This window comes from Deinococcus murrayi DSM 11303, from assembly GCF_000482805.1.
GTDB lineage: Bacteria > Deinococcota > Deinococci > Deinococcales > Deinococcaceae > Deinococcus > Deinococcus murrayi.
Genome location: NZ_AXWT01000009.1, coordinates 1 through 24,929, shown reverse-complemented (window position 1 = coordinate 24,929; position 24,929 = coordinate 1). Strand labels below are relative to the sequence as shown.

23 protein-coding genes are annotated in these 24,929 nt (G+C 69.3%); 18 read left to right on the top strand and 5 right to left on the bottom strand.

The genetic code is table 11. The features are described 5' to 3' along the window. The first annotated feature begins 42 nt into the window (after positions 1-42). Positions 43-1,119, top strand: coding sequence for a DNA replication/repair protein RecF (gene recF / locus H565_RS0101430; protein WP_027459469.1), 1,077 nt, complete (start codon positions 43-45; stop codon positions 1,117-1,119). Positions 1,120-1,218: 99 nt separating this feature from the next. After that, on the top strand, positions 1,219-2,085 hold the full coding sequence (locus H565_RS0101425; protein WP_027459468.1) for a DciA family protein: 867 nt from the start codon (positions 1,219-1,221) through the stop codon (positions 2,083-2,085). On the opposite strand, the gene H565_RS0101420 is transcribed toward H565_RS0101425, so the two are convergent. Continuing rightward, entirely contained in the window at positions 2,082-3,275 is a 1,194-nt protein-coding gene (locus H565_RS0101420; RefSeq protein WP_027459467.1) for a class I SAM-dependent methyltransferase, read from the bottom strand. The two genes, H565_RS0101425 and H565_RS0101420, sit on opposite strands and share 4 nt — an antisense overlap. Before the next feature lie 79 nt (positions 3,276-3,354). Here H565_RS0101420 and H565_RS0101415 point away from each other — a divergent pair, with 79 nt between their 5' ends. The 15 genes from H565_RS0101415 to ftsZ all read left to right on the top strand — a co-directional run bounded on the left by H565_RS0101415 (position 3,355) and on the right by ftsZ (position 20,261). Continuing rightward, positions 3,355-3,996: a ribonuclease HII gene (locus H565_RS0101415; RefSeq protein ID WP_034408008.1), complete on the top strand. Its 642-nt coding sequence runs from the start codon at positions 3,355-3,357 to the stop codon at positions 3,994-3,996. Positions 3,997-4,181: 185 nt separating this feature from the next. Continuing rightward, positions 4,182-4,394, top strand: a complete 213-nt coding sequence (locus H565_RS0101410; protein WP_027459465.1) for a hypothetical protein — start codon at positions 4,182-4,184, stop codon at positions 4,392-4,394. Between the two features lie 69 nt (positions 4,395-4,463). Beyond that, entirely contained in the window at positions 4,464-6,269 is a 1,806-nt protein-coding gene (lepA, locus tag H565_RS0101405) for a translation elongation factor 4 (RefSeq protein WP_027459464.1), read from the top strand. Between the two features lie 200 nt (positions 6,270-6,469). Next, positions 6,470-8,365 carry a hypothetical protein gene (locus H565_RS0101400; RefSeq protein WP_027459463.1) on the top strand — a complete coding sequence of 632 codons (1,896 nt, stop codon included), beginning with the start codon at positions 6,470-6,472 and terminating at the stop codon, positions 8,363-8,365. A gap of 157 nt (positions 8,366-8,522) precedes the next feature. Then, positions 8,523-9,479 (top strand): MBL fold metallo-hydrolase, encoded by a 957-nt coding sequence (locus tag H565_RS0101395; protein ID WP_027459462.1) that lies wholly within the window; start codon positions 8,523-8,525, stop codon positions 9,477-9,479. A gap of 165 nt (positions 9,480-9,644) precedes the next feature. Beyond that, positions 9,645-10,637: a sensor histidine kinase gene (locus H565_RS0101390; RefSeq protein WP_027459461.1), complete on the top strand. Its 993-nt coding sequence runs from the start codon at positions 9,645-9,647 to the stop codon at positions 10,635-10,637. Beyond that, on the top strand, positions 10,634-11,218 hold the full coding sequence (locus H565_RS0101385; RefSeq protein WP_027459460.1) for a response regulator transcription factor: 585 nt from the start codon (positions 10,634-10,636) through the stop codon (positions 11,216-11,218). Before H565_RS0101390 ends, H565_RS0101385 begins: the two co-directional genes overlap by 4 nt. A gap of 120 nt (positions 11,219-11,338) precedes the next feature. After that, positions 11,339-12,511 (top strand): pyridoxal phosphate-dependent aminotransferase, encoded by a 1,173-nt coding sequence (locus tag H565_RS0101380; RefSeq protein WP_027459459.1) that lies wholly within the window; start codon positions 11,339-11,341, stop codon positions 12,509-12,511. 55 nt (positions 12,512-12,566) lie between these two features. Next, positions 12,567-13,310: an AIM24 family protein gene (locus H565_RS0101375; protein WP_027459458.1), complete on the top strand. Its 744-nt coding sequence runs from the start codon at positions 12,567-12,569 to the stop codon at positions 13,308-13,310. Between the two features lie 120 nt (positions 13,311-13,430). Continuing rightward, positions 13,431-14,519 carry an undecaprenyldiphospho-muramoylpentapeptide beta-N-acetylglucosaminyltransferase gene (gene murG, locus H565_RS0101370; RefSeq protein ID WP_027459457.1) on the top strand — a complete coding sequence of 363 codons (1,089 nt, stop codon included), beginning with the start codon at positions 13,431-13,433 and terminating at the stop codon, positions 14,517-14,519. 36 nt (positions 14,520-14,555) lie between these two features. Then, positions 14,556-15,968, top strand: a complete 1,413-nt coding sequence (gene murC / locus H565_RS0101365; protein WP_027459456.1) for a UDP-N-acetylmuramate--L-alanine ligase — start codon at positions 14,556-14,558, stop codon at positions 15,966-15,968. After that, positions 15,956-16,843 carry a UDP-N-acetylmuramate dehydrogenase gene (locus H565_RS0101360; RefSeq protein WP_027459455.1) on the top strand — a complete coding sequence of 296 codons (888 nt, stop codon included), beginning with the start codon at positions 15,956-15,958 and terminating at the stop codon, positions 16,841-16,843. Before murC ends, H565_RS0101360 begins: the two co-directional genes overlap by 13 nt. Positions 16,844-16,944: 101 nt before the next feature. Then, positions 16,945-17,682: a cell division protein FtsQ/DivIB gene (locus tag H565_RS0101355; protein ID WP_027459454.1), complete on the top strand. Its 738-nt coding sequence runs from the start codon at positions 16,945-16,947 to the stop codon at positions 17,680-17,682. Continuing rightward, positions 17,682-19,049, top strand: a complete 1,368-nt coding sequence (gene ftsA, locus H565_RS0101350) for a cell division protein FtsA (RefSeq protein ID WP_027459453.1) — start codon at positions 17,682-17,684, stop codon at positions 19,047-19,049. The genes H565_RS0101355 and ftsA overlap by 1 nt, the downstream gene beginning before the upstream one ends. Before the next feature lie 114 nt (positions 19,050-19,163). Beyond that, entirely contained in the window at positions 19,164-20,261 is a 1,098-nt protein-coding gene (ftsZ, locus tag H565_RS0101345) for a cell division protein FtsZ (protein ID WP_027459452.1), read from the top strand. A 96-nt stretch (positions 20,262-20,357) separates the two neighbouring features. On the opposite strand, the gene pfkA is transcribed toward ftsZ, so the two are convergent. The 4 genes from pfkA to H565_RS0101325 are packed head-to-tail and all read right to left on the bottom strand — an operon-like array spanning position 20,358 to position 22,975. After that, the gene (gene pfkA, locus H565_RS0101340) at positions 20,358-21,398 is read right to left on the bottom strand and encodes a 6-phosphofructokinase (RefSeq protein WP_034402279.1); all 1,041 of its coding nucleotides are present in this window, start codon (positions 21,396-21,398) and stop codon (positions 20,358-20,360) included. Between the two features lie 24 nt (positions 21,399-21,422). Continuing rightward, positions 21,423-22,265 carry a 16S rRNA (cytidine(1402)-2'-O)-methyltransferase gene (rsmI, locus tag H565_RS0101335; protein WP_027459450.1) on the bottom strand — a complete coding sequence of 281 codons (843 nt, stop codon included), beginning with the start codon at positions 22,263-22,265 and terminating at the stop codon, positions 21,423-21,425. After that, positions 22,262-22,489, bottom strand: a complete 228-nt coding sequence (locus tag H565_RS13935; RefSeq protein WP_034402275.1) for a hypothetical protein — start codon at positions 22,487-22,489, stop codon at positions 22,262-22,264. Before H565_RS13935 ends, rsmI begins: the two co-directional genes overlap by 4 nt. A 45-nt stretch (positions 22,490-22,534) precedes the next feature. Next, positions 22,535-22,975, bottom strand: a complete 441-nt coding sequence (locus H565_RS0101325; RefSeq protein ID WP_027459449.1) for a hypothetical protein — start codon at positions 22,973-22,975, stop codon at positions 22,535-22,537. Positions 22,976-23,142: 167 nt separating this feature from the next. Between H565_RS0101325 and H565_RS0101320 the strand changes: the two genes are divergently transcribed. After that, positions 23,143-24,201: an IS4 family transposase gene (locus H565_RS0101320; RefSeq protein ID WP_027459448.1), complete on the top strand. Its 1,059-nt coding sequence runs from the start codon at positions 23,143-23,145 to the stop codon at positions 24,199-24,201. The last annotated feature ends 728 nt before the right edge of the window (positions 24,202-24,929 follow it).

Here is a 24,929-nt window from a genome sequence, read left to right as displayed (position 1 = left end):
TGCGGCACCGCCCCCCTGGCCCCTCCCCGCTAGACTGGGGGAGTGCAGCTCACGGCGCTCTCCACCCTGAACTACCGGAACCTCGCGCCGGACACCCTGAGGTTTCCGGCGGGGGTCACGGGCGTATTCGGAGAGAACGGGGCGGGCAAGACCAACCTCCTGGAGGCGGCCTATCTCGCCCTGACCGGGCTGACGGACGTCACCCGCCTAGAGCAGCTCGTTTGTGCGGGCGAGCGCGAGGCCTACGTGCGGGCCGATGTGCAGCAGGGCGGCAGCCTCAGCCTTCAGGAGGTCGGGCTGGGGCGCGGGCGGCGGGTTCTGAAGGTCGATGGGGTGCGGGTGAGGACGGGCGACTTGCCCCGCGGCAGCGCGGTCTGGATTCGCCCCGAAGACAGCGAGCTGGTGTTCGGGCCTCCGGCGGGGCGGCGGGCCTATCTCGACGCGCTGCTCTCGCGCCTCAGCGCCCGCTATCGCCAGCAGCTCGCCCGCTACGAGCGCACCGTCTCGCAGCGCAACGCGGCCCTGCGGGCGGGCGAAGACTGGGCCATGCACGTCTGGGACGAGGCGCTCGTCGGGCTGGGCACTGACATCATGCTCTTTCGCCGCCGAGCGCTGACCCGCCTGGCCGAACTCGCGGCGGAGGCGAATGCCGCGCTTGGCAGCCGCAAGGCCCTGAGCCTCAGCCTGCAGGAATCGACCGCCCCCGAAACCTACGGGGCTGACCTGCGCGGCAAGCGGGCCGAGGAACTCGCGCGGGGGGCCACCGTCACCGGGCCGCACCGCGACGACCTCGTGCTGCGGCTGGGCGACTTTCCCGCGAGCGAGTACGCCAGCCGGGGCGAGGGCCGCACGGTGGCGCTGGCCCTGCGCCGCGCCGAGCTGGAGCTGCTTGCCGAGCGCTTCGGCGAAAAGCCCGTGCTCCTGATCGATGACTTCTCCGCCGAACTCGACCCTGGCCGCCGCTCGTTTTTACTGGAGCTGGCCGCCAGCGTGCCGCAAGCCATCGTCACCGGCACCGAGCGCGTCCCCGGCGCGGCCCTGAGCCTGCGGGCACACGCGGGGCGCTTCACCGCCGAGGGGGTCACGGTGGGGACGGGAGCGCTGGAGGTGACGGCGTGAGGCGGGCAGTGGGAAGGAGGCTGTGGGCAGTGGCAAAAGCCAAGAGGCCCCACACCACTGACCCCTCCCCACTTCCCACTGTCAGTGCCGGAGACACCCATGAGTAACCCCCGCCGCCTCGGTGGTCCGCGGGGCCTCTCCGACTTGATGGGGGCCACGCTGGGCAGCGCCCGCCTGGCCAAGGGCGTGCAGCGGGCGCGGGCGCTGCTGCTGTGGCCGCAGGCCGTTGGGCCAGAAATCGCCCGGCTGACCCGGCCCCGGTCGCAGCAGGGCGGCACCCTCTTTGTGGAAGTCCGCGACTCGGCAACGGCGCACCACCTCACCCTCCAGCGGCACCACTTCCTGCGGCGGCTGAACGAGGTGCTGGGCGAAGAGCAGGTCACGGAAATCCGCTTTGGCGTGGGCCGAGTGCCTCCGCCCCCCGACGCGCCGCGCCCAGCGCCCCTGCCCGCGCCCGACCGCGAGCGGGCGCGGGCGCTCGTGCGGGACGTGGGGGGGGAGCTGCACGGGGCGGCGCTGCGGGCGGCGGAGGCCGTGACGCGGGCGCGGCGTTGGCGCGAGGAACAGGGCTGGCGGCCCTGCCCGGTGTGCGGCGAAGCCAGCCGCGAGCAACCCTGCCGGGCCTGCACGCTGACCCTGGAAGACCCCAACGTCAAGCGGGCGGCCCGCTCGCTCACACGTCACCCAGAGCGCCTCGCCGCGCTGCCCGACCGCTTGGGCCACAGCGGCGCGGACGCGGCCCGTTTTCTCGCGCTCGCGGCGCTCGGCGAAACACTGGAGCTGCTCGCGCTGGAGTGCGTGCGCGGGGGCGGCGAGGCCGGATACCGCGAGTTTTTGACCGAGCAGGCCGAGCTGTGGGTCGCCCTGACGCGCCGCGCTCCCCGCCGCCCCCTCACGCGCTCGGACCGCGCCCTGCTGCCCGAACGGGTGCGGGCGGTGCTGGACGCCGGGCGCGGCCCCGCCTAGCCCCCCCGCGTCACCGCCAGGACCTTGAAGCCCCCCTCGCGGCGCAGCTCGCGCACCGGGCCGAGGGTGCGCAGCGCCGCCTCATAGGGCAGCGGCTCGTTGGCGACGAGCAGGAGGGTGCCGCCGGGCGTCAGCCGCCGCCCCGCTGCCGCGATGAACTCGCGGGCCACGTCGAGCACGACCCCGCGTCCCACGTGAAAGGGCGGGTTGGTGAGCACGGCGTCAAAGGTGCGCTCGCCCAGCCCCGCGTCCACGTCGCTGTGCAGGACTTCGCCGGGCAGCCCGTTTGCGGCAAGGGTCGCCTGCGCGCTGCGCACGCTCTGGAGGTCGGCGTCGGCCAGGGTGACCGCCGCGCCGCGCCGCGCCGCCCACGCCCCCAGCACCCCGGTGCCGCAGCCCAGGTCGAGCACCCGCCGCCCGGTGAGGTCCACCTCTTCCAGGACGCCCAAGAGCAGGGCCGTGGCCCGGTCGAGCTTCGCGGCGCTGAACACCCCCGGCAACCCCACGACCCGCAGCTCTCCCAGCGCGTACCCCTCCGGGTCGGGGAGGGGCGGGGTCGGACCGGGGCGGCGCACCAGCCGGGCTACCCGCATCCCGCCGTCGCGAGCGACCGTCTCGCCGCTGCCAAAGGCTTGGGCGGCGGCACGGACATAGCGGTCGTAGCCCTTGTCACGGTCTCCGGCGAGATAGAGGGTTCCGCCGGGGGGCGTGCAGGCGTGCGCCCAGGCCACCTGCGCGAGGGCGTAGGCGTTGCCCCGGTCTCCAGCAAGCACCAGGCCCACGGTGCGCGGGCGCTCTGGCCAGCGCTCCCGCAGGTCGTCGCCGGGCGCGGCGGCTTGGGCGTCCAGTCCAGCTTCCCGCAAGGCCGCCAGCGCCGGGGCCGACCCCTCCACCGCCCGCAGGGTCACGCCGGGCAGCGACCCCAGCAGCCCGCCCCCTGCCGCGAGGTCGAGCACGTCCCCCCGCACCCGGTCTTTGCGCATCACCTGCGCGAGGAGCGCCTGCGCGTCGTCTACCCCTGGAAAGCCGCGCACGCCGGGCTTGGTCAGGGCACGCAGCCCCTCCAAGCGGGGCGGCAAGACCGCCGGGCGCACCTCGAAATAGCCCCCGGCCTCGGCCTGGGCAGGCACCTCGGCGGGGGGCCGAGCCGGACGAGAGAGGCGAACTTTGGGCCTGGGCTTGCGCGTCACGGGGATGAGGCTATCAGCCCTCGGTCAAACGCTGCTGGAAACTGGCCGCTGACGGCTGACGGCTGATAGCTTGCCCCCCATGCCCCCCGTCACCCCCGACTGGTCCTTCGAGCGCGAGCACTGGCGGCGCGGGTATTTCCGGGTGGCCGGGGTGGATGAGGCGGGGCGGGGAGCCTGGGCGGGGCCAGTGACGGTGGCGGCGGTTATCCTGCCCGGCTCGGCGCAGGAGTATCCGTTTCGGGATTCCAAGCAGCTCACGGCGGCGGGGCGGGAGGCGCTGGCGGCGGAGGTCCGGCGGGTGGCCGTGGCCTGGGCGGTCGAGCACGCCTGGCCGGAGGAAATCGAGCGGCTGAACATCCTGGGGGCCACCCACGCGGCAGCGGCGCGGGCACTCGCGCGGCTGGACCCGGCCCCGCAGGCCCTGCTGACCGATTACCTGCGCCTGCGCACGCCCCTGCCGCTGCTGGCTCCCCCCAAAGCCGACGCCCTGAGCTATTCGGTCGCCGCCGCCAGCCTCCTCGCCAAGACCGAGCGCGACCGGGTGATGGCGGACCTCGACGCCGCGCACCCCGGCTACGGCTTTGCGGCCCACAAGGGCTACGGCGCTCCGGGCCACCGCGCCGCGCTGGAGCGGCTGGGGGTCAGCGCGGTGCACCGGCGGGGGTACGCGCCGATTGCCCGGCTGCTGCGGGAAGACAGGGAAGGCAGGCTGCTGCCCTGAGCGGGCGGACGCGGGAAGCAGGCCGAGTTGTCGCCCAGCATGCAGAGTCGAGCGGCGCGGCGGGGCACAGTGACAGGGAGCCGCGGGCGCGGCGCATCGCCGGGCGGCAGCGGGCCGCGGGCGAGCCGCAGGGGCCGGGGCCGGGGCGGGGGCGCGACGGATTTTCCCCGCCAGGGAGGACTGTGATGTCAAACCGCAACCTTGCCCAACTCCTCACGTTGGCCGGAGCCGCTTCTATCCTGGGGTCGATCGTCATCTGGTCCTCGCAGGGCGGCCAGAGCAAGAGTGCCGAGGAACGCGCCCACGGCGAGCGCTTCGGCATCTTTGTGGGCCTGTGGGCACCGACCTTTTTCATCCTGGCCAACCGGGCGGCGGCCCAGGCCCGGCGCGAATCGTAGGCTGCTAGCGAACTTGCGGCACGCCCCGCCGAACAAAGTTGGTGGGGGCGGTGCCGTACACTGCTCCCCGTGACCGAAGGGCCGACCGCCAACATCCGCAACTTTTCCATCATCGCCCACGTGGACCACGGCAAGTCCACGTTGGCCGACCGCATCCTCGAGCGGCTCGGCGCGATGAGCGAGCGCGACAAGCGCGACCAGACCCTCGACACGCTGGAGCTGGAGCGCGAGCGCGGCATCACCATCAAATCCACGCCCATTCGCCTGACCTACCGCCGCGAGAACGGCGAAGAGTACATCTTCAACCTGATTGATACGCCGGGACACGTGGACTTTAACTACGAGGTCAGCCGCTCACTCGCCGCCTGCGAGGGCGTGCTCTTGCTCGTGGACGCTTCGCAGGGGGTAGAAGCGCAGACCATCGTCAACGCGTACCTCGCCATTGACAACAACCTCGAAATCATCCCGGTCGTCAACAAGATTGACCTCCCCGCCGCCGACCCGGAGGGGGCCGCGCAGGAGCTGGAAGAGGTCATCGGCATTCCCGCCGAGGAAGCCATCTTTGCGTCGGGCAAGGCGGGCCTGGGGATTGGCGAGATTCTGGAAGCGGTCGTGGAGCGCGTCCCGCCGCCCTCCGGCGACCCGCAGGCCCCGCTCAAGGCGCTGATTTTCGACTCCTTTTACGATGCCTATCAGGGCGTCATCCTGTTCGTGCGGGTCCTGGAGGGGACCCTCACCCCCAAGCAGGCCATCATGCTCTTCTCGACGGGCAAGACCTTCGAGGTGGACAAGTTGGGCACCTTTTCGCCGGGCCTGGTCGTGGGCGACTCGCTTCCGGCGGGCACGGTGGGCTGGGTCGCGGCGGGCATCAAGGACATCCACGACGCGCAGGTGGGCGACACCCTGACCGAAAAGGGCCGCCCCACCCCCGAACCTTTCCCCGGCTTCAAGCCCGCGCAGCCGGTGGTGTTTTCGGGCCTGTACCCCACCTCCACCGAGGACTATCGCAAGCTGCGCGACGCCCTGGAAAAGCTCAAGCTCAACGACGCGGCCTTTACCTTTGAGCCGGAGACCTCGGAGGCGCTGGGCTTCGGCTTTCGCTGCGGCTTCCTGGGCCTCTTGCACGCCGAAATCGTGCAAGAACGGCTGGAGCGCGAGTTTGACCTCGACCTGATTGCAACGGCCCCCGCCGTGGTGTACCGGGTCACCCTGACCAACGGCGAGGTGTTCGAAACCCAAAACCCCGCCGAGTTTCCCACCCGCGACCGCATCGAGCTTGTCGAGGAGCCGTACATCAAGCTCTCGGTCATGCTGCCCGAAGACTACGTGGGGCCAGTGATGCAGCTCCTGCAAGAGCGCCGGGGCCAGATGGTCACCATGAACTACGTCGGCAAGCGGGTCGAACTGATTTACGAGGTGCCCTTTGCCGAGATTCTCTATGACTTCCATGACCGCCTGAAGTCCATCTCGCGGGGCTACGCCTCGATGGATTACGAGCAAATCGGCTACCGCGAGGGGGAGCTGCGCAAGGTCGACATCCTGGTCAATGGCGAAGTCGTAGACGCCCTCGCCGTCATCGTGCATGAGGACAAGGCCTATTCGCTGGGCCGCAAAATCGTAGACAAGATGGCCGAAGTGATTCCCCGGCAGATGTTCCCAGTGCCCGTGCAGGCCACCATCGGCGGCAAGATTATCGCCCGTGCCACCGTCAAGGCCTACCGCAAGGATGTGCTCGCCAAGTGTTACGGCGGCGATATTAGCCGTAAGAAAAAGCTGCTGGAAAAACAGAAAAAGGGCCGCGCCCGCATGAAGCAAATCGGCACGGTGGAGGTACCGCAAGAGGCTTTCTTGGCGGTCCTGAGCACCGAAGAATAAAGGCATCGCCAAGAAATCCAAAGGAAATGCTGGGGCGCAAGGGTGGCATGAGAGCGCCCCTTCATCTTTTGTCCAGAGGAACCCAAAAAGGGGGGCGGGGTCATTTAAGGTCTGGAGAAGAAAGGGGCAAAGGCGGACGAGCCAGATGACGGACGGCAGCCTTCATGAGTCCCCCCATCCCTGAGAGGAGACCCCCACCGATGACCGACCCCACCCCCCACTCCTGGTTTCTTGCCGAACCCGGCCTCTCTCGCCTCGCCGCTGCCGCCGCGCTAACCCCCGACCAAACCCGGCGGGCGCTGGAGGCGGGGCTGCCGCTGCAAGCAGAGGCGTTACGGGCCGCGCAGGGCACGCACGCCAATGTGCTACGAGAGGCGGCTGGGGCCATTCCCGCGCCCGCCACGCTGGACGCGGCCCTGACCGACCCCGGTGAGGCCGAGAACTACCGCCGAGCCGGGGACCTGCTGGCGTCCGCCGTGCCGGGCCTGAACCCGGCGGGTCCGGCGGAGCGGGCGGCGGCAGCCACTGGCCTCAGCGCGGAATCCCTGCGGCCCCTCTTTACCCTCACGCTGCCGCTCCTGCTGGGTCGCCTGGGCCACGTGGCCGCCGCCAGCGGAACGACCGCCGCCGTGGTGAGCGCGGTGCCCACGGTGGTCGAGGAGGTTGGTGAACCCGTCGCTGCCCGGCCCGTCGCGCCGCCGCCACCCCCCGCCCCCGTCACGACCACCCAGACGGTCGCGACGACCGCCCGCCGCCGGGGCTTTCCCTGGTGGGTGCTGCTCATTCCCCTGCTCGCGCTGGGGGGCTGCTGGCTGCTGGGCCAAAACCGCCAGGCCACCCCCGCCGTGACTGGGACCACCGAGACGGGCACAGCAGCCACTGGTTTTACCGTCACCGAACCCGCCCGCGGCGGTGAAGTGCCCGCGAGCGGCTTTACCATTCGCGGCACCGGCACGCCCGGCGAGGCGTACACCATTCGGCGCGGGGGCGAGGACCTGGGCACCTTTACGGCGGGCGAGGACGGCACCTGGCAAGCCGAGGTCGCCGACGGGGCCGCCGTGCCGGGCGAGCTGCTCTATACCTTCCAGAACGCGGCGGGCGAGCAGGTCGGCGAGCTGCCGGTGGTGGTGGTGGGGGCCGGGGACGTGTCCCAGGGCGAGTTCGCGGTCACCCAGCCGCCCCAGGGGGCCGACGTGCCGGTCACGGGCTTTAACATGCGCGGCAGCGGTCCGGCGGGAGAAACCTACCGGGTGCTGCGCGGGGGCACCGAGGTCGGCACCATCGAGGTGGGCGAAAACGGCCTGTGGAATGTGGACGTGGTGGATGAGGCCGCACCCCTGGGCGAGCAAACCTACACGGTCGAGGACGCGGCGGGCGAGGAAGTCGCCACCCTGCCCCTCAATGTGGTAGCGGCGGACCAGGCCAACGCGGGCAGCGACAGCTTCGGCGCGAATGGCGATGCGAGCGGGGCTGCCGCCGCGGGCAACCTCACCATCGAGGAACCCGCCTCCGGGGCCGAGGTGCCCGCCAGGGGCTTCGAGCTGCGGGGCAGCGGTGCCCAGCCCGGCGCGACCTATCAGCTCTACGAGGACGGTGTGAGCGTGGGCACCTTCCAGGCGGGAGACGACGGCAGCTGGACGGTGGACGTGCCCGGCCCGGCGGCGGGCCAGCGCGAGTACACGGTGGTCGACGAGGCGGGTCAGCGGGTGGCGAGCCTCCCTCTGATGGTGGTGTCGGGAGCAGCCGCTGGGGCCACCTGTGACCAGCCCCTGACCCTCAGCCTCGACGACGGCGAGCGGGTGAGTGCCCCCTTCCGCTTCGGCGGCACCGGCAGCGGCGAAGGCTACGAGGTGCGGGTCTTCCGGGGCGAGCGTCAGATTGGGCGCAAGACGGTTCGGCTCACCGCCGACTGCACCTGGAGCTACCTCAGCCGCCCCGGTGGGCGAGCGGGCGTCGAGCAGGAGGTTCGCTACGAGGTGCACCCGCTGGGAACGGGGGCGGGCAGCACGCCGGAAGCCCAGGTCACCCTGAAGGTCACCGGCAGCGGCGTGAACTTTAACGAGCGGGGCGAGTACGTCGGGCCAACCGGCAACTGAGACGTTCCGTTTCTGAGGGCCGGGCACCCCCCTGTTGGGAAGATGCCCGGCCCTCTCCTGGGCCGCGTTGGTTAAGCCTTACCACGTGGCCATGAGCTGAGACGGGAAGCGAGACTGGACAGGTCCGCGCCGCCCCCTTCCGAAAGGAGCCTTGACCATGCCCCCTTCCCACGAGCCTTCCGCCGCCCTCAACCGCATTCGCCCGCCTGCGCCGCCCATTTCGACTTTTGGGGGCACGCAGGTCCTGCGCCCGGATGTGGTGCGGGTGCGGCTGCCCCTGGTCAACGTCTTCCTGCTGGGTCTGCCCGGTGAGGACTGGGTGCTGCTGGACGCCGGGATGCCGGGCACGGCAGGGCTGATTCGCCGCGCGGCGGGCGAGTTCCATGCGGGCCGCCCACCGGTCGCCATCGTGCTGACGCACGGACACCTCGACCACGTAGGCGCGCTGCGCGACCTGCTGAACACTTGGTCCGTCCCGGTCTACGCGCACCCCCTGGAGTTGCCGCACCTCACCGGACAAGCTCCTTACCCCTTTCCTGACCCCACGGTGGGGGGCACGACCAGCTTGCTTTCGCCCGCGTTTGTGCCTGGCCCCTTCGACTTCCGACCCTCCCTGCGCCCATTGCCGCCAGAGGGCCAGGTGCCGCACCTTCCGCAGTGGCGCTGGCTGCACACGCCGGGGCATACCTCCGGGCACGTCTCGCTGTGGCGAGAAGAAGACCGCACCCTGATTGCCGGAGACGCGTTTGTGACCACCCGGCAGGAGTCGGCAGCAGGCGCGTTCACACTGCGCCCCACCCTGATTCACCGCCCGCCCGCCTACTACACCCCCAACTGGGACGCGGCGCGGGATTCGGTGCGGCAGCTCGCGGCGCTGCACCCCCATCTGGTGGTCACCGGGCACGGCCACCCCATGTCGGGACCGGAGATGGACGCTGACCTCACGCGGCTGGCCCGCAACTTCGACGAACTGGGACGCCCTCGCCGGGGCTGGTACGTGAAGCATCCAGTGCCCGTCGGTGCCTCCCCGACTGGCTCCGACCCCCTCAGGCAACGGGTGCTGGCGACCCTCGCGCTGGGGGCGCTGGCGCTGCTGCTCACTCGCCGCCGCTAATGTCTCTTTCTCCTTCCCTCCACTGGGCGGGCCTTGACGGGCGCAGGACCGGTGTGGGGATTCTGTCAGAGGGGGATTTTTACACTCTGGACCGTGAGCACAGGAGACGCGCAGGTCACCCGGCCAGGGGGCCTTGGGGTCACCGGAAGGGTCGCCCCTCGCCGGGTGGGGTGGGGGCAGGCGGGCACCCTGCGGGCACAGTTCACCCTGGTGATTTTTCTGCTCGCGTTCCTGCCCAATCTGGTGCTGAGCGTCGGGGCAGCGGGCGCGAACGCGGCCCCGGCGCTGGCGCTGTGGCTCACGCTGGTTGCGGCGCTGTGCGGGGGGGTGGGGTACCTGCTCAGCGGGGTGCTGCTGCGCCCGCTGCGGCGGCTCGAAGGCGAGGTCGGCGCGGGCAGCTTCGCGCAGCCCCACCCGGATGACCCGGCAGAAATCCGGGCCTTGCGGCGGGCCTTTACCGGACTGCTGGGGCGGCTTGCCACCGAGCAGGAGCGGCGGGGGGCCTTTATGGCGACGCTGGTGCACGACCTGCGGACGCCGCTGATTGCCACCGGACACCTCGCCCGGTTGCTGGACCAGGGTGCCCTGAGCGCCGAGCAGCGCCGCGAGGTCGCGGGCGAACTGGAACGCGAAAACGCCCGGCTGCTCGCCCTGGTTGCCCAGATGGCCGACGCCCACCGCTTCGAGCGCGAAGAGGTGCAGCTCTCACCCGGCCCCACTGACCTTGGTGCCCTGCTCGCGGAGGTGGCCCGGCGGCTCTCGCCCCAGGCGGGGGCGCGGGGCCTGACCCTCACGGCCAGCGGCAGGGGCCACGCCCGCGCCGACGCTGCCGTGCTGGAGCGGGCGGTCACCAACCTCGCGGCCAACGCGCTGCGGTACGCCCGCACGGGGGTAGAGCTGCGCGTGACCCCGCAGGGGCTGGAAGTCCGCGACGACGGCCCCGGCCTGTGCGCGCCCCTCTCCGAACTCGCCCAGCCCTTCAACGCGCAGCCCACCACCATCGCCGGGCAGCAGTACGCCGCCGGAATGACGGGCCTAGGACTCTTTATCGCCCGCCGGGTCGCGGAGGCGCACGGCGGAGCGCTGGAGTACCGCCGTGACGACACCTCGCCCCTGCCCACCACGTTCTGCCTGCTGTTACCGGAGGTGACCCCTTGAGAATCGTGATTGCCGACGACCACCCCCTCTTTCGCATGGGCCTGAAATACGCGCTACTGCACCAAGGGTTCGATGTGGTGGCAGAAGCCGCCGACGGCCTGCAAGCCCTGGGCGCCTGCCGGACCCTAGAACCCGACGCGGCCCTCCTCGACGTCAAGATGCCCGGCCTGACCGGGATTGAGGTCTGCGAGCGGCTGCGCCAGACCCACCCCAGCGTCGTGAGCATCCTCATTACCACCTTTGCCGAACCCGCCATCGTGCAGGCGGCGCGGGCTGCGGGAGCACGCGGCTACGTCAGCAAGGAGACAGACCCAGAGTCGCTCGCCCGGCAACTGCGCGATATCGTCGCCAACCCCGACATAGACCGCCTGCCGCAGGTTGAGGTGCCCCGCCTCACCCCCCGCGAGTCGGAGGTACTGCCCCTCCTCGCCCAGGGCTATTCCAACAAGGAAATCGCCAAGAACCTCGGCGTCAGCCCCGACACCGTCAAGGACCACCTCGCCCGCCTGTACGTGAAACTCGAAGCCGGGGACCGCACCGAGGCGGTCAGCCGGGCGCGCAGCATCGGCCTGTTGCAGTAAACCACGGTGAACGGAGTGCCCTGTCCCCTCTCCCCTGGCGGGAGAGGGGACAGGTGACCAACTCAATCCTCCTCTAGCCCGCCCACGCTCCCGGCTCCGCTGCGGCCCCTAGCCTGGGGCATGGGCACTGCCTTTTCCCTCTCGGCGCGGGCACGCGGCCTGAAGCCCTCGGCGACGGTCGCGGTCACCTCACGGGCGCTGGAGCTGCGCCGGGCGGGGGCGGACGTGCTGAGCCTTAGCGTAGGGGAGCCGGATTTCGAGACGCCGCCGCATGTGAGGGCCGCGGGCATCGCCGCGATTGAGGCCGGGCACACCCGCTATACGCCCGTCAGTGGCCTGCCGGAACTGCGCGAGGCCGTGAGCGCCAAGTTTGCCCGCGAAAACGGGCTGGAGTACCCGCCGGACGCCGTGACGGTCACGAGCGGCGGCAAGCAAGCCCTCTTCAACGCCCTCTTCGCGCTGCTGGACCCCGGCGACGAGGTGCTTATCCCCGCCCCCTCCTGGGTGAGCTACCCGGAGATGGTGGCGCTGATGGGGGCGGTACCCGTTGCGGTGCCCACGCGGGCGGAGGCGGGCTTTGTCCTCGACCCGGAGGACCTCGCGGCGCGGGTCACGCCGCGAACGCGCCTGGTGGTGCTGAACAGCCCCGGCAACCCGACGGGAGCGGTGTACCCGGCCCCGGTGCTAGAAGCGGTCGCCGACCTGGCTCGGCGGCGGGGGCTGTGGCTGCTCTCGGACGAGATTTACGAGCACTTGGTCTACGAGGCCGAGCATGTCAGTCCCGCCCGCTTTGCCCCGGAACGCACCCTCACCGTCAACGGCGCGAGCAAGGCCTACGCGATGACAGGCTGGCGCATCGGCTACGCGGGGGGGCCACGCGAGTGGATAGCGGCGATGAATGCCCTGCAATCGCAAAGCACGACCGGAGCCTGCACCGTCTCCCAACACGCCGCCCTCGCCGCCCTGACCGAGCACGCGGCGACGGCCCGCTTCGTGGCGGAAGCGCGGGCCGCCTACCGCGAGCGGCGCGACGTCTTGGTCGCGGGGCTGAACGCGCTCGGCCTCACGACCCCCACCCCGCAAGGCGCTTTTTACGTCCTGCCCGACATCACCCGCCTGCACCCCGACGAGCTGGAGGCGAGCCGCCTGCTGCTGGAGCGGGGCGGGGTCGCGGTCGTGCCCGGCACCGACTTCGGGGCACCGGGCCGGGTGCGCCTGAGCTACGCGGTGGGGCCAGGCACCCTGCGCGAAGCGCTGCGCCGCATCGAAGCGGTCCTGAGGGCGAGGGCCTGAAGGCGGAGCGCTTCTGCCCGGAACCCTCCCGACCCTCGCCCCGTACCCTGGGCGTATGACCAATCCTGATGGCACTTACAGTCTGCGCGACTTCTTGGCCCACACCGCTGAGCGCGACCGGCCCGGCGAGGTCTTCGAGCTGGAATCCAGCAAGATGCTGGAGGTGCGGGTGAGTGGCCGCGTCTGGAGCAAGCTCGGCGCGATGGTCGCCTACAAGGGCAACCTGAGCTTCAAGCGCGAGGGCACCCTGGAGGGTGGCCTGATGAAGGCGCTCAAGCGGGCGGTCAGCCAGGAGATGAGTCCGCTGGCCAAGATAGAGGGCCGGGGGGTGGCCTACCTCGCCGACCAGGGCAAGGAGATTCAGATTCTGCGGCTGGCGGGCGAGAGCCTGAACGTGAACGGCAATGACCTGCTCGCCTTTGAGGACAGCGTGCAGTACGACATCACCATGCAGCGCCGGGCGGCGGGCATGGCGGCGGGCGGCCTCTTTAGCGTGCGGGTGCAGGGGCACGGCCTGGTCGCCATCCTCAGCCACGGCAAGCCGCTCACCCTGCGCGTCACCCCGCAAGAGCCGATTTTCACCGACCCCAACGCGACGGTCGCCTGGAGCGGCAACCTCCAGCCGCAGCTGCGCATGGCGACCGACCTGCGCTCCATGTTCGGGCGCGGCGGCGGCGAAACGTACCAGATGGTCTTTCAGGGCGATGGCTTCGTGGTCGTGCAGCCCTACGAGGAGTTTGACGGTGGGCTAGGCGGCGAAGGCGGCGGGGCGAAGAGCCTGGGGGACCTGTTTGACTGAGGCTTGTGGCGTGTAGCGCGTGGCGTGTGGAAGAAGGCGGGAGACGTCCCTCGCGTCTCCCTGTTTTTCTCCACAGGCCGCGGGCGACGGGCCACACGCCCACCCGCTACACTCCCCCGGATGACCTTGATTGTGATGGCGACGGGCGGCACCGGGGGGCACATCTACCCAGCGGTGGCGACGGCGCGGGAGCTGCTGAGCCGGGGCTACCGAGCGCTGCTGCTGGGGCAGCGCGGCGGCATGGAGGAACGCTTTGCCGCCGACGCGGGCCTGGACTTTTATGGGGTGGAGGCGGGCAAGCTCGCCCGCAGCGGGCAGGGCCGCCCCGACCCCCGCGAACTCTGGCGGGCCGCCCGCGGGGTGGCGCAGGCGCGGGCTTTTTTGCGCGGGGCGCAGCCGGGGGCGGTGGTCGGGTACGGGGGGTTTGCCAGCCTGCCGGGCGTGCTCGCCGCGCAGAGCCTGGGGGTCCCCACCGTCTTGCACGAGCAGAATGCCCGCCTGGGCCTGACCCAGCGCCTCGCGGCGGGCCGGGCGCGGGCGGTGGGCACGGCGTACCCGCAGGTCGTGGGCCTCCGCCCCGACAAGGCCACCCAAGTCGGGATGCCCGTCCGCGAGGAACGCCTGCCCCGCGCCGAGGCGCTCGCGCGGCTGGGGCTGCGGGAGGGGGCGCTCACCGTGCTCGTGATGGGCGGCTCGCAGGGGTCGCTGGCGCTGAACAACGGCGTGCCGGACGTGCTGCGGGCGGCGTTCGGGCCGGAGGGCCACACCCCGGACGGCCAACCCGTGCAGGTGCTGCACTCCACCGGCCCGCGCTGGCTGGAGGAGGTGGCTCCCCGCGTGGCGGACCTGCCCTGGTACCAGCCCATTCCCTATGTGGACGCGGTCGCGGCTTGGTCGGTCGCCGACTTCGGGGTCACGCGGGCGGGCACGGGCACGCTGGCGGAGGCCGCCTTTCACGGGGTGCCGCTGGTGATGGTGCCGCTGCCCGAATCGGCAGAAAACCACCAGGTCCACAACGCCCGCAGCGTAGAAGCGGCGGGCGCGGGGCGGCTGGTCGAGCAGGCGCACCTCGAAGGGCAGCTCGGCGGGGCGGTGCTAGAGTGTGCGCAGCCCGGCACGCGGGCGGCGATGCGGGAAGCGGCCCTGGGGCGCTCGCCCGCCGGAGCCGCCGCGCGGCTAGCAGACCTGGTGCTGCGGCACGTCCGCTAACGGCTGCCCGCGTGCCCGCTTTCCTCCCCTTTCACCATGACTGACCCCCCTTCCCCCATCCCCTCTCCCGCTTCTTCCTCCCGTCCGCTCCACTACCACCTGATGGGTATCGGCGGCATCGGCGTGAGTGCCTTTGCGCGGCTGCTCGCGGCCAAGGGGGTGCGGGTCAGCGGCTGCGACGAGCAGGCGTCCGAGTTGACCGAGGGGCTGGTCCGCGACGGCATCCCGGTCGCTTGCGGGCACGACGCCGCCCATGTGGCGGGGGTTGACGTGCTGGTGGCATCCGAGGCGGTGCCCAAGGACCATCCCGAACTGCTGGCCGCCCGCGCCACCGGGGTGGAAGTGCGGCCCCGCATGGCGCTGCTGGGCGAACTGCTCGCGGCCTCGCCCTCGGTGGGCGTCATCGGCACCCACGGCAAGACCACCACGACCGCTATGGTTGCGGTGGCGCTGGCGGGCGCGGGGCTGGACCCCTCGGCCTTTGTGGGCGGCATGGTGCCGGAGTTCGGCTCCAATGCCCGGCTGGGCACGGGGCCTTTCGTCGCGGAGGTGGATGAGTCTGACCGGGGCTTCGCGGCCCTGAGCTGCCAGACGGCGGTGTTCACCAACGCCGAAGATGACCACGTGGGCGGCAACCTGGCGACCTACTGGGAAACGGTCGAAGAGCAGCATGCCGCCTTTGCCCGGTTCGTGGGGCAGTCGGAGCGGGTGCTGTACTGCGCCGACTGGCCGGGGCTGGCGGAGCTGTGCGGCGGGGCCACCGAGCGCCTGAGCTACGGTCAAGCAGAGGGAGCCGACTACCGCGCCCTGGACCTGCGCCCCGATACCGAGGGCACCTTCTTTACAGTGGCCCGCCGGGGGGAGGTGCTGGGAGAAGCCCGCGTGGGGCTACCGGGCACCCACAACGTGCTGAACGCGCTCGCGGCCCTCGCGGTGACCGACCTCTACGGTGGAGACTTCCGGGCCGCTGCCGCCGCGCTCGCCGCCTTTCGGGGGCCAGGGCGGCGCTGGCAGCGGGTGGGCGAACTGAATGGGGCGCTCGTCGTCGACGACTACGCGCACAACCCCACCAAGGTGGCAGCGGCGGTGCAAGCGGCGCGGCAGACCGGGCGGCGGGTGCGGGTGGTCTTTCAGCCGCACCGCTACCTGCGCACCCAGCAGTCCTGGCCCCGGCTGGCCGACGCCTTGATGCCCGCCGACGAGGTGCTCATCCTCGACATTGCGGCGGCTTCCGAACCGCCCATTCCCGGCATTCATGCCACCCTCGTCAGCGACCGGATGCGCGAGGGCGGGCACGCGGGCGTGCGCTACCTCCCCGACCGCGCCGAGGTCGTGCGTTACCTGCGCGAGACGGCGGGCGCGGGGGACCTCATCGTGACGATGGGGGCCGGGGACGTCTGGAAGCTCTCGCGGGAGCTGGCGGCGGGAGAACCGGCATGCCCATCCTGAAGCCCAGCCGCACCGGGGCCAGGGTCGAGCGCCAGCCCCTCGCCCGCTACACCACCCTGGGCGTGGGCGGCGAGGCGGAGGTCTGGTTCGTTTCCGACCATGCCCAGCTCGCCGAAGCGATGGAGGCCCCCTACCGCATCCTGGGCGGGGGCAGCAACCTCGTCGTCGCGGATGAGGGCGTGCCCGAACGGGTCATCCGCCTCACCGGGCCGCTCGCGCAAGCGGACCTCGCCCCCGACCCCCAGCTCAGCACACCGGGGCAGGTCGTGACGGGCTGGGTGGGCGGCGGGGTGCCCCTCCCCGGATTGATTCGCAAGCTCCAGAAGCTGGGCCTGAGCAACCTTGAAGGCACGGTGGGTATCCCCGCGCAGGTGGGCGGCGCGGTGTGGATGAACGCGGGCACCCGCTACGGCGAGACCTTCGACGGCCTGCATAGCCTGGAAATCGTGACGCCGGGGGGCACTCGCCACGTCACCCCTGATGACCTCGCCTGGGGCTACCGCAACAGCGGCATTCCCCGTGGCCACATCGTGACCCGCGTGCGCCTGCGGCTGCGTCCCTCCACCCCAGAGGAGGTCCTGGCGCGAATGGACTTTGCTGACCAAGCCCGCAAGGGACAGCCCAAGATGAAGACACCCGGCTGCGCCTTCAAAAACCCCGGCGGCGGCAAGGGTGCGGGCCAACTCATCGACGAGGCGGGCCTGAAGGGCACCCGCATCGGTCAGGCCATGATTGCCCCGGAGCACGCCAACTTCATCGTCAACCTGGGGGGCGCGACCGCCGCCGACGTGCTCGCCCTCTTGCGCCTCATCCGCGAGCGGGTGGGCGTGCCCCTGGAGCTGGAATACGAGCTGTGGCCCGAAGGGCTGGGGTGAGCGGCCAGCTTCCAGCCGCCAGCATTGAGCGACTCCTGCTGAAAGCGGATAGCTGATGGCCAAAAGCTGAAAGCGGACCACTGGCCGCTACAATCACCCCCATGACCGACCCCGACCCCCGGCCCAGGAACCGCCGGGTCCCCCCGCCCGAACCCGTCGCCGCCGAGCCGCCCGAACCCGCCGGGGACGAGCCGGAACCGAACGCCCCGCCGCCTCCCCGTCCCCCCCGCAACCTGCGCCCGCTGTGGTGGAGTCTGGGGGGGCTGGTGCTGCTGGGTGGACTGGCGGCGAGCTGGTTTCTCTTGCCCATCCGCACGGTGACGGTGACGGGCCACGAGCGGCTTTCCGAAGCGCAGGTGCGGCAGCTCGCGGGGCTGACGCCGGGGTTCGGGTGGCTGTACTACGGGCGCTGGCGGGCCGCAGGGTTAGCGCGCAGTCCCTGGATTGAGGCGGCCACGGTGACCCGGCGCTTTCCGGACACGGTGACCGTGCAGGTGCGCGAGCGGGTGCCCTTTGTGCGCTGGAAACGGCCCAGCGGGGACGTCGTGGCCCTCGCCGAAGACGGCACCGTCTTGCCGGGTGCTCGCAACGTGGTTGGCCTGCCGCTGCTCAGCGGGTGGGGGCCAGACCGCCGCGCCGAGGCCCTCGCCCTGACGCGCGCCCTGCGGCGGTACAATGTGCAGTCGGTCGCCTATACGCCCAGCGGCTTTACGGTGGCAACAACGACCACGACGGTCTGGAGCGGGGACCTCGCCACGCTGCTGAAGTATGCTGAGGCCATCGTGCAGTTTCCTGACCAAAAAATCTACATCTACCCCTGGGGGGTGAGCGTCCAGTAATGAAGGACAACCCGATTATCGTGGGGCTGGACATCGGCACCACCAAAATCACCACCGTTATCGGTGAAGTGGGCGATGACGGTTCCGTCGACATCATCGGCGAAGGCAGCGTGCCCAGCGAGGGCATGAAGCGCGGCGCCGTCGTCAATCTGGAGCGGGTGACCGGGGCGATTCGTCAGTCGGTGCAGGCTGCCGAACGCGTCAGCGGGGTGCGGGTGGCATCGGTCTTTGTCTCGCTGGCCGGAAACCACGTCAAGGCCATCACCAGCCACGGCCTCGCGGCGATTCGCCGCCACCAGCAGATTTCGCAGGCCGACGTCGACCGCGCCATCGAAAACGCCCGCGCCGTGCCCCTCGACCCCAACCTCGAAGTCATTCATACCCTGCCGCAGGAATACGTCGTAGACGGGCAAGAGGGCATCAAAAACCCGGTGGGCATGCATGGGGTGCGGCTGGAGGTCGACGTTCACATCGTCGCCGGAACCGCCGGGCCGCTGATGAACCTGCGCCGCTGCGTGCAGGAAGCGGGCCTGAAGGTAGAAGGCTTCGTGTTGCAAGCCCTCGCGTCGGGCCTCGCTACCCTGGAGGCGGCGGAGCAAGCGCAGACGGTCGTCGTCATCGATATGGGGGGCGGCACCACCGATGTGGGGGTCTTTAAGCGCGGCAACCTCGCGCACTCGGCGTGCATTCCCATCGGCGGGGACCACGTGACCGCTGACCTCGCGCAGATTCTCAAGCTCCCGCACGAGGAAGCCGAAAACGTCAAGCGCCGCTATGGGGCCGCCCTGCCCGACCTCGCTGACCCCGACCTCACCCTCGAAATCACCACCGCGAACGGCTCCACCCACGCCATCAGCGCCTTTGAGCTGTCGCACATCATCAAGCCGCGCCTCAGCGAGATTTTTGGCCTGGTCCGTGACGAGATTGACCAAGCGCTTGGCCCGGTCGAACTCGTCGCGCAAGGGGTCGTGCTGACGGGCGGGGCCAGCGCCCTGCGCGGGATTCCCGAACTTGCCCGCGACCGCTTCCGGCTGCCCGTGCGGGTGGGCAAGCCGCGCGGCATCGGCGGCCTGACGGACATCGTGAGCAGTCCCGCGCACGCGGGGAGCGTCGGGCTGGTGCTGTACGGCATCGGGCAAGACGGCAAGGTGCCGGTGTCGGTGTTGCGCCCGGAAGAACCGGCACCGTCCCCCGCGCCGCCGCAGCCCCCGGCCAAAGCGAGCGCGGACGCCAAAAAGGACAAGGAACCGGGCACCGTCACCGTGGCAACCCCCGCCCCCAGCCAGCCCGCCCCCAAAAAGGACAAGGGCAAGGAAGGCGGCAACCTGCTGACCAAAGTGCGCAGCTTTTTCAAGGACTGGATGTAGCGCCCCCACCGGGGAAGCGCCTCACCTGTGCCGTGCCAACCTGCCAGGTACGGTAAGCTACCCGGAACAGAGCAGAGAGGGGAAGGAACAGCGCCCCTTTCCGAAGGAGACACCATGCAAGCGGCCAGAATACGCGTGATTGGCTTGGGCGGGGCGGGCAATAACGCCGTCAACCGCATGATTGAATCGGGACTTGAGGGCGTAGAGTTCGTGGCGGGCAACACCGACGCGCAGGTGCTGGCCAAAAGCCACGCCGAGGTGCGGATTCAGCTCGGCGACCGCCTGACCCGCGGCCTGGGGGCCGGCGCTGACCCCGAAGTCGGAGAAAAGGCGGCCCTGGAAGACCGCGAGCGCATCAAGGAATACCTCGACGGCACCGACATGCTGTTTATTACCGCCGGGATGGGCGGCGGCACCGGCACCGGCTCGGCCCCGGTGGTGGCCGAAATCGCGCGCGAGATGGGGATTCTCACGGTCGCCATCGTGACCCGGCCCTTTAAGTTCGAAGGACCCAAGCGGGCGCGGGTGGCCGAGGAAGGCATTGCCAAACTCACCGAGCGCGTCGACGGCATGATTGTCGTGAACAACGAGAAGCTCCTGACGGCGGTGGACAAGAAGGTCAGCTTCCGCGAGGCCTTTCTCATCGCCGACCGGGTGCTGTACTACGGGGTCAAGGGCATCAGCGACGTCATCAACGTCGAGGGCATGATCAACCTCGATTTCGCGGACGTGCGCAACATGCTCTCCAACTCTGGCACGGTCCTGATGGGCATCGGCGCGGGCCGCGGCGAAAAGGTCGCCGAGGAAGCGGCCATGAGCGCGATTCACTCGCCGCTCTTGGAGCGCGGCATCGAGGGTGCCCGCCGCATCCTCATCAACGTGACGGGCGGCTACGACCTTTCCATGACCGACGCCAACGAAATCGTAGAAAAAATCCGCGAGGCGACCGGCTTCGAAGACCCCGACATCCTCTTCGGCATCACCCCCGACGAGGCAGCGGGCGACGAGGTGCGCGTCACCGTGATTGCGACGGGCTTTGGAGAAGGCACCTTCCCCACGACCCTCTCCGGCGGCATCGGCATGGGCAAGCCAGGAAGCCGCAGCTCCAGCCTAGAAACCCTGGTGCGCCCGGTGCGCGGTCAGGGCGGAAGCGCTTACGACCCCAAGGACTACGACATCCCCGCGTTCTTGCGCAACGTCGGACGCGACTGAGAGAGCACGCCGGAAAGGGGGGCGACGCGCCGATGGCGTCGCCCCCCTTTCTCTCTAGTTGCTTTGGGTTGGGACTTGCGGCAGTCGGCCAGGCCGCTACACGCTCAGGGTCTTCGCACAGCGGTAGAGGTCGCGGCTGACGTCCTTGCGGCGCTCCCAGGTTTCGCGCAGGGGCGTGTGGGCAATCTCGCCGTTCATGCGGCCCACCATCACCCCGGAGGCACCGTCCATCAGGGCGTAGACGGCAGCTTCTCCCAGGCGGCTGGCGAGCACCCGGTCACTGCTGACGGGCGAGCCGCCGCGCTGGATGTGGCCCAGGATGCTCACGCGGGTTTCCAGCCCGGTTCCGGCCTCAATCGCGTCGGCCACTCCCTGCGCCCCGCCCGGATACCCTTCCGCGACGATGATGATGGAGCTGGCCTTGCCCTTGGCCACGCTTTCCTTGACCGTCTGGACGACACCGCTGGCGGGCTTGGGGTCTTCGGGGATAAAGACCTCTTCGGCCCCGCCCGCGACCGCCACCTCCAGGGCGATGTGTCCGGCGTGGCGGCCCATCACCTCAATCACAAAGATGCGTTCGTGCGAGGCTCCGGTATCGCGCAGCTTGTCCACGGCGTCCAGGGCCGTCTCGACCGCCGTGAAGTATCCAATCGTGTGGTCGGTGCCGTAGAGGTCATTGTCGATGGTGCCGGGTACGCCAACGACTGGGATACCGTGCTCTTCTTGCAGGAGGTGCCCTCCCCGAAAGGACCCGTCCCCACCAATCACAATCAGGCCATCGACCCCCCACTCGCGCAGGTGCTCGGCCCCCAACGCCCGGCCCTCCGGAGTCCGCCAGGTCTTGCTGCGGGCGGTGAGCAGCACCGTGCCGCCGCGCTGGATGGTGTTCGCCACGTCGCGGGGGCCGATGAGGCGCAGGTCGCCGCGGTGCAGGCCGGAAAAGCCCCGGCGCACCCCCACCACCTCGATGCCGTGGTGGGTGGCCGTGCGAACGACGGCGCGGATAGCGGCGTTCATGCCGGGGGCGTCACCACCGCTCGTCAGGACGGCGACGCGTCGAACCCCCGCCGGATTGCCATGCGGCTCGGCGTGCGGCAGGTCGGAGGGAAACACGGAAACAGGGGGCGCTTCAGACATGACAGACCTCAGGGGCGAAGGGATTCAAGGCGACGTGACCCGCAGGGCCAGCGCATAAGCGTCATTTTTACGCAAACCTGCCGCCATCAGCAACGACCGGATTTCGCGGGCCGAGCGGCCCTCGGCGGCCCAGGCGCGTGCCTGGGCTTCGGGGTCAGGGGCAGCCTCGCCGGGCAGGACGCTGCCGGGGGGGCGTCCGGCCACCACCACGACGAGTTCGCCCCGCACCCCCTGGGCAAAGTGCGCGGCGAGGTCGCCGAGGGTGCCCCGCGCCGTTTCCTCAAAGCGTTTGGAGAGTTCGCGGGTCACGCTGGCTGCCCGCTCTGGGCCGCAGGCGGCGGCGAGGTCGGCGAGGGTCGCCGCCAGGCGGTGCGGACTCTCGTACAGCACGGTCGTTTCCGGGCGGGCGGCGATGGCAGAGAGCCGCTCGGCGCGCTCGCGACCCGCCCTGGGCAAAAAGCCCTCGAAGGTGAAGCGGGCGGTGGGCAGGCCAGAGAGGACGAGGGCCGGGACAAAGGCGGTCGGGCCGGGCAGCACCTCGACCGCAATCCCGGCGTCCAGCGCTGCCCGGACGAGTTCCGCGCCGGGGTCGCTGATGCCGGGAGTGCCTGCGTCACTGACGTAGGCGAGGCGGGGGTGCGCGGCCAGCACGGCGGGGGCGCGGTGCATGGTGTGGGCGTCGAGCCGCACGAGGGGGCGGCTGATGCCCAGGTGGGTCAGCAGCGCCCCGGTGCGGCGGGTGTCCTCGCAGGCCACGGCATCCGCCCCGCGCAGCACTTCGGCCGCTCGGAAGGTGAGGTCGCCGAGGTTGCCGACCGGGGTGGGCACCAGCCACAGGCGGGGGGCAGCGGCGTCCGCAGGGGTCAATCCTCGCCCCCGCCCTGGGCAGCTCCTGGCAGGGCGGACTCGGCGGCGAGGCCCGGCAGCGGCTTGAGGCGCACCCGCACCCGGCGGCGGGTGAGCGCACTGGTGATGCGGGCACGCAGCAGCTCGGCCTCGCCCACCGTGACCGTCACGACCGTGCCTTCCGGCAACCGCGCCCCGACCAGCACCACAACGCCGCCCTCCACGATGCCCTTGTACGCCCTCATGGCTTTTACTCTAGAGCTTGTCTTCCCTGAGCAGGGCAGGACGGCTCACGCTTCCCGGCCCCCCTCGCGGCCCTGAGCGCGGCGCTGGCGGCGCTCGGCGCTTGACAAGGCCTCGCGCAGCGCCACGATTTCGCTCTCGCGGGCACCCCCCAACCGGGCATACCGGTCAATGACCTCGGCGGCTTCTCGGCGGCGGCCCAACCGGAGCAGAATCACTCCCAGGTGCTCGCCGCCCACGAAGTAGGCGCGGGGATTGTCCGGGTCGGCGAGCACCTGCGCCCGCGCCGAGGCCAGGCGCTCCAGCGTGACCCGGTGCCGCCCCACCTGCCAGCGCACGAGGTAGGTCGCCAGAGCCAGCGTGACGAGCGCGCCCAGCGTGGCCGCGCTGTACGCCTCCGAAAGGCCGATGGCGGTGCCCAGCCGCACCATGAGCGGAAAGGAAAACGCCAACACGACCAACACGGCGAGGGTCGCGGCGTAGTTCATGGGGTGAGGATAGCGGGTGGCGTATGGCTTGTGGCTTGTCGAGGAAGGAGGGAAGCGTCCCGGCACGTCTCCCCCTTCCTCTTTTCTCCACACGCTACCGGCCCTCTCTAGGGGTCAAAAGTCAGGTCAAGGCATGAGACGTCGGCTCCAGTACGGTGTTTTCTGCGATGAAAGACACCCGGAGCCGACCTACTCAGTCTAGCCTCACTGCCCTGCTCGCTCAGCACTTCCCGCTCGATCCCCGTCGGCTGACCGTCCTGAGTGCTCTGATCCTGGCCGTAATTCAGGCGCGCAGCGTCGTCCTGTACCAACTCGTCCAGATCGTTGACCTCCCCGGCTCGGACGACACGGTGTATCAACGCCTGAAGCGCTTCATGCAGTTCAAACTCCCCGACCTGCTGGTTGCCCGCTTCGTCATAGCCCACCTACGAGACGAGCAGCACCTGCTGCTCGTCCTCGACCGGACCAATTGGAAGCTCGGCCAGCAGGACCTCAACATCCTCCTGCTCAGTGCGCGGTGGCAGACCTTCAGTTTTCCGCTGGTCTGGACGCTGTTGCCCCATGGGGGCAACAGCAATATGGCGACCCGCATTGCCTTGGTCGAACGTCTGCTTCCCCTGCTCCAGGGCAAGCGGTTGTTCCTGACCGCCGACCGAGAGTTCATCGGAGCGGACTGGTTCGTCGCGCTGCGCCGCCTAAGTATCTCGCCAGTTATTCGTCTGAAGGCGGACAGCGTGGTCGAGGGATCCCCAATCTGGGTCAGATTCAAGAAGTTGCAGCCGGGTGAACTGCGGGTCTGGTACAAGCCCGTCCGTGTTTACGGCGTGACCCTGCGCGTTCTGGCCTGCCAGAACGCCTTCGGCCAAACCCTCTTTCTGGCCTACCAGGGCCACGCCGAAAAAGCTCTGAAGCGCTATGCCCTGCGCTGGACCGCAGAGAACATGCATCAAGCCCTGAAATCCAGGGGCTTCTTTCTCGAAAGCACTCACCTCACCAATCCCGCTCGGGTCTCCACGCTCTTGGCCGTGGTCGCGCTGGCCTTCATCTGGTGTTGCCTGGTGGGGGAATTCGAGCAGCAGCGTGACCCGTCACGCTGCCTCAGGCACGGCTATCCGCCCAAAAGCCTCTTCAGGCGTGGCCTCGACGCCCTGCGTGCCTTGCTCAGCAAGCCCCAACGTGGCGCTCAGCGGGCATTTCCCGTCCTCCTCGCTACTTTTGACCCCTAGAGAGCCATTGTAAACATTACTCTTGTGATTGCCTTCGCAATAACGGCCAAAGTTTAAGTAACCGTGCGCCATCGCTCTCCCAGCCTGCATAACCTGGCCACCATGACGGGTAACGCATAGGCCATAATGTCGACACTAGTTGCACTAAACTTAGTATCATTATTACTTGCGCTAAATTCCATGTAAAACTATTTGTAGACTTTAATAAAAGCGTTACGCCCATTATGAACACTATTAGTGAGGCCAAAGGCCCACCCGCTGTAATCCAGAATTGATGATTTATTTTCAGGGTTCCTGTGTAATCACAACTACCATAATAAAAAAAAGTTCTATAAACCTCTAGCGTAAGTCTACCCAAATTTAATGTAAATAGTTTGCCACTTTTCGGTAATCCCAGCTTTATATTTGCTTTACCGGAGTTACTCCAAATCATAGGTAGAGCATGTCCGATTTCATGTATTAGAGTCAATAAGAATTGAACTATTAGATATGTAGCTAGGATACCTATTGAAGACATATAAGCTCCTTATAATGACTAGGCGAATTTACAATGTTTCTAGGATATTTTACTGATGGAGAAGCTCAGGTATGTGTACTGGTCTTCATTCCTCAACGTAGCGGTTGCTCTCACGTATTTGGTGCAGTCTCTTAGACTTAAAACGTGTTTTTCCGTAATAAGTATACATCATTACTCTCTAGGGGTCAAAAGTCAGATGGAGACTTGAGAA